Here is a 12,264-nt window from a genome sequence, read left to right as displayed (position 1 = left end):
CTCCACAACGCTCTGGAATGCGAAGCCGACGCCCTCTCTGATGGCGAACACGTTTACATTCCGTCCGTGATGGAACACGTGGAACTTGCAGGTGTTCACTCCGGTGACTCCGCCTGCATTATTCCGCCGGTAACCATTACCGAAGCAAACTTGAAGACCATCAAGGATTACACTCGTAAGATTGCAGAATCCCTCCATGTTTGCGGTCTCATGAACATGCAGTACGCTATCGAAGACGGCAAGGTTTTCGTTCTCGAAGCCAACCCCCGCGCATCCCGTACCGTGCCTCTGGTTTCTAAGGTCTGTAACACTCAGATGGCCCGTCTTGCTACCCGCCTCATGATGGGTGAAAAGCTGGAAGATCTGAAGCTGAAGGACAAGAAGTTCAAGCACCACGGCGCCAAGGAAGCTGTGTTCCCGTTTGACAAGTTCCCCAAGGTTGACCCGGTTCTCGGTCCTGAAATGCGTTCCACCGGTGAAGTGCTGGGCCTCTCCGAAGACTTCGCCCTGGCTTACTACAAGAGCCAGGAAGCCGCAGGTTCTATCCTCCCGTCTTCCGGTGCCGTGCTGATTAGTTTGTCTGACAAGACCAACCTCTGCGACCAGGCCATCGAAGTGGGTCAGCGTTTCCAGGAACTGGGCTTCAAGATCTACGCCACCGAAGGCACCGCCAAGTTCTACGAAAAGGCTGGCGTCAAGTGCGAAGTGGTGAACAAGATCGCCGAAGGCCGCCCGAACGTTCTGGATGTCATCCTGAACAAGCAGGTGAACCTCATCATCAACACCCCGTGGGCTCGCCGCGACGCTGTTGCCGATGAAAGCGCCATCCGTAAGGCTGCCATCAAGTACAAGACTCCTTACATCACCACCCTGGCCGCCGCTCTCGACACCGTCAAGGGCATTGCGGCTGCTAAGTCCGGTAAGGGAGCTGTAAAGAGCCTTCAGGAATACCACGCTTCTATTGAAGAGGTGTAAGAGGTCGCGACTTCGTCGCTTTGAGCGATGAGGTCGTTCGCCTTCGGCTCTCTTTGAGGAATGAGGCATAATGCGTCATTCCCGCGAAAGCGGGAATCTCCCTTTTCAAAGAGGACTGCTTAACGGCAGTTCTCTTTTTGTATGGCTATAGTTGAGCCGCATGGGTTTCTGTAATCTCCGCCTCGCAACGCCTGGACTCTATTGCAAAAATAGTAATTCCGCATTTGCACTAAATCGTTCCATAGTTTTTTTTGAAAATACTCCGAAATAGGAATATCATAATGAATTCATTGAATCAAGAAAATGTCGAATAATTATATTATTGCTATGAAATCATTTATTTTATGTTTGTTTATTTCCGTGTTTTGCTTTGCAACAACGGATTCTTTGCTGGTACCTGAGCCATTGCCCGATTCAGTCGTTCAAGCGATAAAAAGTGAACAGAGAATTGAACAACTGAATGCACTAATTGCCAAAATGAAGAGTGTGTCTGAATGCAATAGGATTCAAAAGGCGAATGCAAAGGAAAAGGAATACTGCCGAACTCGTTTCATGATACTTCATCCGGAGCTTGAAGAAGAATGAGTCGTTTGCAAAAATTTTTGATTCTGTTTTGTATTCTCCCGTCGTTGTCAATAGCTGATTCATCTACAGACTCTCTTTTACGATTCATTAAGCGCATAATTTCTAGGGGCCTTTCTAACTATAGAAGTACGACAATCGCTCATAGTGAATTTGAACCATCGCAGGCTTCTGGAGAAGTCGTTTCCAATGTGAACATTTTTAACGGTCAACCATATTATAGTATTCCCTTAACATCAATAAATGCTAGAGGAATTCTGTCTTGGTCTTTAAGTCTAAATTATTATGGTGGTATTCAGCCCATCCTTCAATCTTCAAATGAATCTGCCCCATCGGGAGCTTATGGCTTGGGTTGGAACCTGTCTACACCCTATGTCGCCATAAATCATCAGGGAACGGTAACGACAACCGATGATTTTATCTATTGCGACTTGGGTCCTTACGGCGGCGGACAGATTTTACAGAACGATGCCGGTGATTATTATGTATCTACAAATCCATATATAAAGGTCTTGCCGACGGTTTCTGGCAAACAGTTTTCAAAATGGAAATTCATCATGCCCGATGGCACGGTGCTTTTTTTTGGTGAATCGAACAATGCCAGAAGAACACAGTTGAGCCGAGGGAATGTTGTTGCCGCATTCCCTGCGGATACTACGGGACTTGTACCTTTTGTTTATCGTTATGACTTGTCTAAAGTGACGGATTTTAACAGTAGTACAGAACTCCATTTTGGATATTCTAAAGTCGGAGAAATTGCCGCTCCGGGAAAGTCCTACACCCGCGAAAGCGCTTTGTCCAGAATCTACTGGAAAGACGGGGACAAGACGATTGACTCCATAGCGTTTATTTACGCCCCAATGGAAGCCAGCGAATATCCTGGATATGGAACCGCAGAGCCTAAGGATTCACAACGACTATATGAGACGCGATTCCTTTCAAAAATAAAGACCTTTGTCCAGGGAAACTTCTACGAGGAAATCACCTTATCTCAGGGAATTCGCCATGTCTCAAATCTTGCAGACAAGCGTTATCTTCTTTCAGTCAAGGATTCCATAATAGGTGGAGAGGCTCGCTCCTGGACTTTTGATTACAACGAATCTAATGGATTGTTAAGTCAGGTTGTTCTTCCTGATAATTCTGCCGACCATTTCAACTATTCAAATGTCGCTTTGGACTCATTTTCTGATGCGAAGTCCCCTTCTGAACCTGACACTATGCGCAACATATCAGGGGACCAGGTGCAGATTCCTGTTGCGGATAGGGAAAAATACCTTAATGGTGTATCCTGCTCTGAAGAATTTTGCTATGCAACATTGATTAATACACAAGCGGGGGATAAACAGGATCTTTTCGTGCAGATTTATCACAATGATGGAAATTATTTTTCGGACCCGTTCAATCTTCAGATGACAGGAAAAGAAGTTCCCCGTTTATTCAGTTTTTCCAACTATCTTATTATAGCCGATGCGGGTGGTCGAGATATAGATTTTTATGAATGGAATGGTTTTAGGTTCGTACAACAGGATTCTGTAGTGGGTGATTTTTTTGTCACACCTACAGAACTCTTGGGAACTATTGAAAATGTCGTAACACAGGAGAATTATTTCCTGGTTGTCGAGAAAGATGGAGATACGCGTAGAATTTATCCCGTTGTCCGTCATCCGTCAACAGGAAATTGGACTCTATTACCAAAGACAAAGGATTTATGCGGTTTTCCAAACACTTCAAACTATGGGGAGCCAATCCGTAGCGGCAGTTCCAACACCTGTCTCGAATGGTCATATCCTATAACAGTTGATGCGTCATCAACAATGTTTATTGTTGGAGAAAGTCACAATGATGTCCTGAATGTATTCGCTTATAAGGATGGAAATTTTGAAGAACTGACAAGTTCTCCATCTATATTCCCAGATTTTGGAATTCAAAAATCCTCAAATGGAACTACTTACACAATGAATTTTCAAAAGGGACTGGATGGAATTACTTTGTTGGGAAACATCCTATTTGAGACATTGAATAAGGGTGGCACGGAATATATTGTTGCCATGTATTTCGATGGAAAACATTTCCAACAGATGGCAAACGAACATTGGGATGATGGGGCATATCAATGCAGCGGAGATGCTTTTTGTGGTGATGTTTTTTACATAATGGATAGTTATGTTGTTGAAAAATCTAAGGCAAAGAGCAATGTGTTCCTTTGGAGAAAGAAGACTGTCAATGGAACCATTGTCTATGAACTAGATAAAAATGGAATTTTCCCGTTTAACGGTACAAGTAATAATGTTTTTGTATCAGCGACCAGGGATGCGCTATATCTTGAGGAACGATATGAATCAACTCGTCCTGTAATCCAGAATGGCAGGTATCACAACTTGTTGCTTCATGTTCCCCGTGATCCAGCCAATCCAGTTTTAGACCATACAAGTGAACTGGATAGCAATGTGTTCGATGTACAATTTTCGCAAAGTGACCCGATAGTTTTTTATCAAACTGGATCTACTGATGAAGGAAATCTTTGTCTCAATACAGGCGTTTGTAAAGTAGGTTCGTATAGCAGAATGCGTAATTTTGAGACAAACCCTTTTTTTAGGACATCCGCCTTTTTTGAATCGCCTCTTAATTTTTATTATATATCGATTCCTAGTTTAAGGTCCTATTCCTCGCCGAACCGTCTGATGGCGAAGACTGTCGTGGATTCTATTTCCGGTAGAAACTTGATTGGTTTAGCCCAGTATTCCGGCCAGAATTTCTGGAAACCGCAAAATTATCCAGTGGTGGAACGCTATTGGAAGGAAAATTCGACTGATTCCACTAATCGCTACACCAAGTTCACGTATGCTCAGCCGGACGGCATTGTTGAGTTTAACGCCCATACGCAGCAGGCGCAGTTTATTGCCCCCGTAGTGAGTACAGTTGCTTTCGTCAGTAATGATACGGTGACAAAGGCCCGTTATGATTTTATCGCAGACCTTAAAGGAATGCCTCTTGTCGGATACCAGAAGAACCTTCAGGGAACTCTTAAAAAAACTCGTCGCTACGACAGGTCGGGAGCATTGCGTAGTCTGTCCCGCAACGTGTTTGCCTTGGACTCCGGTGCCGGACGTAACTGGCCGAATGGCCTCATAGTGAACCTGCTGGATTCCACGATAAATGTTTCCGTCGATCCGAACGGAAACAAGATACGCACGGTCGATAAGAATGTGCTATTGGATAACGAGTCCGGGCAGTTCATGGGGACGCTGAGACAGTCGGGGCCGTATTATTTATTCAGTCAGAAAATCCTTGAAAAACAGGTGCTCGAAAGCAATGCGGACAGCATGGTCTTCAAGAATCCCGTCAAACAATACTCCTATGTCCCGTTCACGTCCAGTCCGTTGACGGCAATCGAGTCTTCCAATCCCGCGCAAGTGTTCCTGGCCGACAGCGTCGCATTTGCATCCAGGGCGGCGTATTCAGTCAAAATCCCCGGAATGGCGGCTTCGCGCTATGTGTGGCAGGCCCCGGTTCGTGTCGGAAAATCCTTCCCGATTTCAGCGGGATGGGAAAAGGCTGACTCGGTGATTTCTACCGATAGTTGCGGTCACGTGACCGAGATTGCCAGCTTGACCAATGCTGGCATGCGTTCTAGTTGCAATGTTTATGAAGGCCATAGGTCTCTCTTGGCGGGAACATTCCCGGGTGCGGCCTGTACCGATGTCGCCCTCAATACGGCCGAACATGGGGCCTTGAACGGATGGGAAATGGCGCAGACCGCTCTCGACAGCGTCCAGGTCTATGACGGGTTGTACTCGTTCAAGGTTACGGACGGTTATGGCCCCACCAGGAATATAAGCCTGAAAGAACTCCGTCGGTATAAGTACAGTTTCGTAATATCCGCGTTTGCGTATTCTACGGGTGTGAAACCCATGCTCATCGCGGAGTTCCGCAGGGCGGACAAGAGTATTGCGAGGTCAATCGCAAGTTATAATCCCGTAAACGAACCTTTCTTGGCTAACAGGTGGCAACGTTATGAAATAGAGATTCCATATTCTGAACTGGTAGCGGACGGAATGTTTGCAGATACGACAGCCGACGATCATCTTAGAATTTGGCTTGGAACGGGAACGCCCACGGGAGATGATTCCCGGGTTGTCTATGTGGACGATTTTGTCGCCTTCCCGTCATCGGCGGCATTCACTATGACTTCTTACGACAGGGCGGGACTTCCGCTTTCTACGATGGGAATGGACTTCCAGAAGAATGAATTTGTCTATGACAAGAATCATCAACGCCGTGCTACAAGAGATTCGAAGGGAAGAATTTTCACGGACAATGCAAAACATCGTCTAAATGAAAATGTGGGAGGGGCAAATGAATAAGTTATTCTCTCTCCTTTGTGTGCCTGTTCTTGCAACCTTTGCCTTTGCTAACCCTCCAAAAGCGGTGGTCATTGAGAATACGGAGCATGCCAGAAGTTACTCCTTTTCCTTTACGCACGGCAACATGCTGCCGAACTGGAGTTTTGAGGACGGTTTCTATGCGTGGAACGGGAAACGACTTTCCCGTGCGGAAATAATGTCGGCCTACGGCCAGGACATCCGGCCAGTTTATGGCAGTTATGTTGGCGTAACATCCCCGACGGGTGGACCGGTGTCCGACTTCGTGCCGGTTGACGGAGATTCCGTCTTTACATTGAGTCTTTTTGCATACAATGTGAACGGGGCGGTCGTATCGCCGAGAATATATTTCTACTCCGACAAGAACACGCAGGCGTCGTATCTGGACGGGAAAAAATACACCCGTGCGGTTCAGTGGAGTCCATATTCTCATACATTCAACATTCCAGACGGTATCAGGTTCATCAGAATCTCGCTTTCAGGCTCATCCAGTGCGGCGATGCTCTTTGACGATGTTGTCCTGGAACCGGGCAAGGAGGCTAGTTCCCGCGGAACTGTCGGCATGGGAATATCCTTTTCCGACGGGCTCGGTCGTGGTCACATGTCCGAGGCGTTGGTCCACAGGGAATTCGCGAGCGAACTTTTGCCCTCGGAATGTATGAACGACTTCACTGCCTATGCGACGGGGAAACTCAAAGTCAGGGCGAGAAGCAAGTCCCATGGTGGCAATCTCGGTTCCGGTGATTCCGTCTTCATAGATAACGACGTGACGATTCGCGACACGTCCCTTTCGGAACTGCGAGTTGTCGCGAAAAATTCAGTGCGTATGGGAGACCGTGATTCCGTCTTTGCGGTGGTCAATTACGGGATCGGCCTTTGGACTGGCAACCAGACTTTCGTCCAGCAGTCCGAACAAAATACCGAAACCGAAGCCTGTTCGTTCCCGCCAGAAGATTTTCCTGTAGGAACATCAGATGTCTCTCTCGCCAATGATGCGGACTCGACCCTTGTTCCAGGCAAGTACGCAAACGGGTTGATTCGAGCAAGGAGCGTTTTACGCCTTTCTGCGGGTGACTATTATTTCGACAGTTTCTCTGTCGAGCCCACGGCGACGCTGCGATTCGATTTGTCGCAGGGAAATGTCGTCATCCATGTCCGTTCGTCTCTTTCTATTAGCGACAATTCCATCATGTCACATGATTCCACCGCCCGTTACTTTATCGGATGGCGGCTGGGCCAGTCATCTACATTAAGGTTGGGGACAATTTCCGGCTTGGCGGGCGTATTCGTTGCACCGAATGCAAAAATTGAACTGGGACACCAGAGCGCCTTGTATGGTCTAATCTATGCGAAGAACGTGGAATTGATGCAGGAGTCCAGCATCACGGCACCGTCGTTCCTGTTCTTCGCCCCCGCCATGCGTTTTGCCGTCAAGGAATCTCGTTATGACAACCTGGGTCGAGCATTCCAGGAAGATTATTCCTATGTCGCAGAACTGGAGCGTGAAGGGTATGTAGATTCATCCTTGGTCCATGCAAATGACTATTTCTCGCTGGATGGCGACGGCCCCGATGCAGCTGGTTATGCCTATACCGAAAACCAGTATTCCTTGCAGGATGGCCGATTGCTCAGGAGTTCCATGCCCGGCGAGCCGTGGAAAGTGGACGGGGCGCATGTAGGTTCTTCCGATTACGCCTATGTGGCGGACCTAAACATTCCCCAGTCGTTGAACTTCGCGAAAAACAATACCCAGAAAAATTATACCCTTTCGTACAGCCGCGATGTTGAAGGCCGTATCTCACTTTCCTGGAAAAATCGTCTTGGTCAACTTATGCAGACTGCTTTTGCCCTGGACACGACAGGGACAAACATGCGAAACTGGCAATGGTCTGTCAAGAAATATGAATATACACGCGAAGGAAACTTGCGCCGGACAATCACTCCGCTCGACGTGGACCAGAACGATTCCGCCTTTGCCGTGGTGTCGGATTACGATGCTGCCGGGAGAAACGTTGCGTCCGACGGTCCCGATGTGGGAACGGAAAAATTCTACTACACAAAGTCGGGCAGCATCCGCATATCCGTTACGGAAGAACAGCGGGGGAGGAATGCTGTTTCCTACAAGGAATACGATGCCCAGGGTCGCATTGTCTCCATCGGCGAGAGCGTTCTTGACCTGGTTATAGATGCAAGGCTCAGGGAAATCGCTGAAAGCCGGTCGCCCGTTCCGGGAGTAAAGACGGAATATTCGGGCTCCGCATACGACAGCCTTTCCGCCTGTCTTGACAGAATCGGCAATGAAAAGCTCGAAGGTTATTTTACTGACAAGATTCTGAAAAACACTCGCGGAAAACTCGCCTGTAAATGGACCCGCAACCCTCTTGCGGCTTCCCGTATCGGGGCGGATGCCGCGCTTGTGGCGGATTTCTTCGCCTACGATTCCTTGGGGCGCAAGACTGTCGCAATCCGCTACACCGGAGCGGAAAGGGACTCTACAAGAACCGTTGTCTCCAAGCAATATGAGTATGACAACATTTCCCGCCTTTTGAAGGTATCTGTTTTTGACGCGAATGGAGCGATTCTTGATGCTCGTAGATATGATTACGATGACAAGGGACGTGTCAAGACGATCTTTGATGGCGAAGGGCTGAACATAGTCAGGTTTACCTACGACGACCTGGGACAGGTTTCGGCTGTGACGGTCGGCGATAGACTTCGGACCGATTATGCCTATCATCTGCATGGACAGACGACAGCATTGAATATCCTGAATACGACCTCGGGCGATACGCTTTTCCGGCAGACCCTTAATTACGAGGATGTCGCCGCTTCGACAAATGAACGCCCCCGTTACGACGGAATGATTGCCAAATTATCCACCACGTATGGCATTGCGGATTCTTCGGGTAACAGGGTGTCAAGCTTCCTCTATGACATGCCGGGCAATTTGGTCAAGCGGAGCGGAACTGCTCCGGAAGCAACATTTAGTTTCGACAAGAACGGTCGAACTCTTGCGCAGGGATACGACGGGAGCACACTCGGCTACAACTATTACGACGATTCTTACAGGCTCAACAGAGTTACTGGCTCTATCGCTCTCGATTCTGCAAGGAACGCGTCAAGGACAAACAACTTTGTCTATGATGCATCGGGACGAATGATCGCGGACAGTTCCAAGAACCTGTCGGTGGAATATGACCCGTATGGAATGCCGGTTTCCTTCGTGCAGACGTCAGACTCGTCGATATGGCGTGAACTGGTGGTCTATGACCCTTCTGGTTGGCGCATTGCCACCTTTGCATACGAAAATGATACGTTGCAAGCAATCCGCACCGACATCATGGTGGGAGGCAAGAAAGCCCTTGAACGGCATCGGGTATACGTTGCAAATGACAGTTCCATTGCCGAATACAGGATGATTCAGGGCAAGTCGGGAATCGTGGGTCGAATTCTGCCCGACTCCTCGAAGGAATGGTATATCAAGGACTATCAGGGTTCATTAGTGATGACTCTTGTGGATAACGGACCAGGAAATGTACTTGCCTATGAGCCTTATGGAACACAGAAGAAAATTCAGGTGTCTGGCGACAGTCCCGCCGAACAGTACACCGGTAAGGAACTGAATGAGCGCGTGGGCTTGTACTATTATGGGGCAAGGTATTTTGACCCGGTATTTGGTGTATGGATTAGTCCAGATGCTGCAAAACAGTTCGACAATCCTTTTCATTTCGGTGGAAATCCTGTAAACTACGTGGATGTGGATGGAAACATTGCCGTTGTTCTTGCTGTTGGTATATTTGCAATATCCGTCTACGTCGGAATTAGTGTTGCTGATTATATCTATGATGGAACAAATTTGGGCATGGCTATTTTGGGTGGCATCGGCGCAGCTGGATTGAGTGTTGCAGGGGGATGGGCTGTCGGAGCTGTAAAAGGGGTTGGAGGAATTGCTTTAGGTGCTGCAGCTTCAATGGGTGAGACTGCAATAGGAAATCTTGCTAAAAAAGAAAATTTTGGTAATGCAACGGATTATATTATTTCTGGTACGACAGGAGCTTTGTCCGGACCATTGGGTAAATTTACTAATTCAAATGTTTTAAAGCAATCGCTTGATGGAAAAACTGAGAATGCACTTGGCTCAATCATGTTTACTGGAGGTTTATTTGCAATGAACCAAATGTATGAAAGTAGTCAATGGCTTGCTGATGCAGGAAATTCAATGTTGTATGGCTTCAATTCTGCTGTTAATTCTACAATAGCCAGTTCTATGTCCGTTCTGCAATCTCAAGGAACATCAATGGGATCTTTATCAAATAATTTGATAATTGGAGCTAATGAATCAAATAATTACGGGGAAAATACTCCGAACATTTTTCATGCTTCTGATTATAATAAGACATCGAATGAATCATATTCACAGTCAAGTAATTCTCAAGAGCAGGTACAACATAGTATTGAACAGATACGAAATATAACAGATAGTCAGAAACCGGCAAGCGGTATTGATGTTGAAATTCCCCAAACAACTATTGATATGGATGAAATTAACAATGATTATCAAAATATTATGGATGGAATAAATACGGACTTAGAAAGTATCCGGCATCCAAATAAATGTTATGTCGGTTGTAATGGGTATACAAATTTTTAAGGGTACATATTAATGATTTGTCCAAAATGCAATCGAAAATACGAAGATGACATGCCCCGTTGCCTGTGGTGTGACGCATTGAATCCGAATTATGGAATGGATGGACCTTTGCCGAATAATCAAAAAGATGCTGAAAAAAGAGAAATTTTTGATGAATCTTTTGAAGATGGTTCAATCTTTAAGCTAGAAAACGATAAGCATGTAGTAAACGTCCTGGCGATTCTCTATATGGCAAGCCTTATGATATTGGGTGTAGTAGCATGGTGCATGATAGAAGATAAGGGCGTTCTGTGGATCCTTTTCGTACTGATGGAATTTTTTTTTACTTTCTTTGTTTATCTTTTCTCAAAGAAAGTTTTGAAGGTAAAATGGTTCAAAGATAAATTTGTATTAGTTACACGCTATGGGGAAAAGGAATTCTTGTTAGGTAAACAAGCTCTCTTCAAGTCTGAAATTACGAACTTTGGAAATCATTACCTGATTTTCAAGAAAGGATGGCAAACATTTCGACTAGAAGAATGTGATTTCCCGAAGGTCGTAAAAAAGATAATTGAAATTCATAGTGAATTAACTGAGATGAAAAAAAAATGTGATGGAAACGGAGGCGAACAAGTCGTTTATAATTCGGTGACATCTTCTGGAGGGAAGCCTCTAATTTTGGTAGAATTTTTTTGTTCCCTGATTTTATTGTTTCTTTGTTTTTGGGAGATTCCTGGAAAAGAAGGATATTCCACGGCAATATGTTTTCTGATTTCTTTTTTTGGATTTTCCCGTGCTTATAGTCATTCCCTGACGGTCCTTGAGATAAAGTGGCTTAAGGACAAGTTTATTCTTTGTACTCTTTATGGAGAAAAGATTTTTTTATTTGATAAAACTACCCCATATAAAGTGGAAAAAAGCAAAAATGGAATTGTTCGGCTGGTTTTCAAAAAAGGCTTTCAATCATTTGTAGTGAATGAACTTGATTTTCCTGAAGCTGTAAAAAAAATGAAGATGCTTTTTAATGTAGACAAATGATGGAGGTCTGTTCTTTTACCTTGTAATGTGGCAAGAATCTGAAGAGAAAAAAATGGTTGCCATCTTTGAAGTCAATAGCAGATTGTTTTATAAAACGCGTTAGGGATAGCGAATTTGCGAAGCGTGACCCCTTGGGGCCTAGACCGTGGTCTCGGTTTTAGGAGGTTGGGCGGGAACGGAGTGAACCGGGCAACCCATAAGATATAGCCCGACCCGTGCGGAGCGCGGGGAACGCCCAAAAGAGCATCAGGACTTTAACAAGAAGACCACCAACAACCCGAAGAAGATCATGATCCTCGGCGGTGGCCCGAACAGAATCGGCCAGGGTATCGAATTCGACTATTGCTGCTGCCACGCTGCAATGGCTCTCCGCGAAATGGGTTACGAAACCATCATGGTGAACTGCAACCCGGAAACCGTTTCTACCGACTACGATACCAGAGACAAGCTGTACTTCGAACCGGTTACCCTCGAAGACGTTCTCCAGATTTACAAGAAGGAACAGCCCGCTGGCGTTATCGTGCAGTTCGGTGGCCAGACTCCGCTGAACATCGCCCGCGCACTCAGCGACGAAGGCGTGAAGATTCTCGGTACCAGCATCGATTCCATCGACATCGCTGAAGACCGCGACCTGTTCCGCAAGATGATGGACCAGCT

The 12,264-nt window shown here is 46.3% G+C and carries 4 protein-coding genes and 2 pseudogenes; all 6 read left to right on the top strand.

From position 1 onward, the window contains the following. Window positions 1-975 (top strand): annotated as a pseudogene (locus BUB73_RS16365) (carbamoyl phosphate synthase large subunit); the annotation flags it as partial. 303 nt (window positions 976-1,278) lie between these two features. Then, the gene (locus tag BUB73_RS16360) at window positions 1,279-1,560 is read left to right on the top strand and encodes a hypothetical protein (protein ID WP_073287533.1); all 282 of its coding nucleotides are present in this window, start codon (window positions 1,279-1,281) and stop codon (window positions 1,558-1,560) included. Beyond that, window positions 1,557-5,921 carry a hypothetical protein gene (locus BUB73_RS16355; RefSeq protein WP_139259274.1) on the top strand — a complete coding sequence of 1,455 codons (4,365 nt, stop codon included), beginning with the start codon at window positions 1,557-1,559 and terminating at the stop codon, window positions 5,919-5,921. Before BUB73_RS16360 ends, BUB73_RS16355 begins: the two co-directional genes overlap by 4 nt. Then, window positions 5,914-10,590, top strand: coding sequence for an RHS repeat domain-containing protein (locus tag BUB73_RS16350; RefSeq protein ID WP_170932364.1), 4,677 nt, complete (start codon window positions 5,914-5,916; stop codon window positions 10,588-10,590). The genes BUB73_RS16355 and BUB73_RS16350 overlap by 8 nt, the downstream gene beginning before the upstream one ends. A gap of 78 nt (window positions 10,591-10,668) precedes the next feature. Further along, window positions 10,669-11,607: a hypothetical protein gene (locus tag BUB73_RS16345; protein WP_139259272.1), complete on the top strand. Its 939-nt coding sequence runs from the start codon at window positions 10,669-10,671 to the stop codon at window positions 11,605-11,607. Window positions 11,608-11,881: 274 nt separating this feature from the next. Further along, a pseudogene (locus BUB73_RS16340) lies at window positions 11,882-12,264 on the top strand (carbamoyl phosphate synthase large subunit); the annotation flags it as partial.

Origin of the sequence: Fibrobacter sp. UWH6 (assembly GCF_900142465.1) — a bacterium.
Taxonomy (GTDB): Bacteria; Fibrobacterota; Fibrobacteria; order Fibrobacterales; family Fibrobacteraceae; genus Fibrobacter.
This window is presented reverse-complemented; position numbering and strand designations above follow the sequence as displayed.

What these genes read in the sequence shown, in the direction of transcription:
- BUB73_RS16350 (WP_170932364.1), top strand. Translation starts at nt 5,914, where the DNA reads ATGAATAAGTTATTCTCTCTCCTTTGTGTGCCTGTTCTTGCAACCTTT.
- BUB73_RS16360 (WP_073287533.1), top strand. Translation starts at nt 1,279, where the DNA reads ATGTCGAATAATTATATTATTGCTATGAAATCATTTATTTTATGTTTG.
- BUB73_RS16355 (WP_139259274.1), top strand. Translation starts at nt 1,557, where the DNA reads ATGAGTCGTTTGCAAAAATTTTTGATTCTGTTTTGTATTCTCCCGTCG.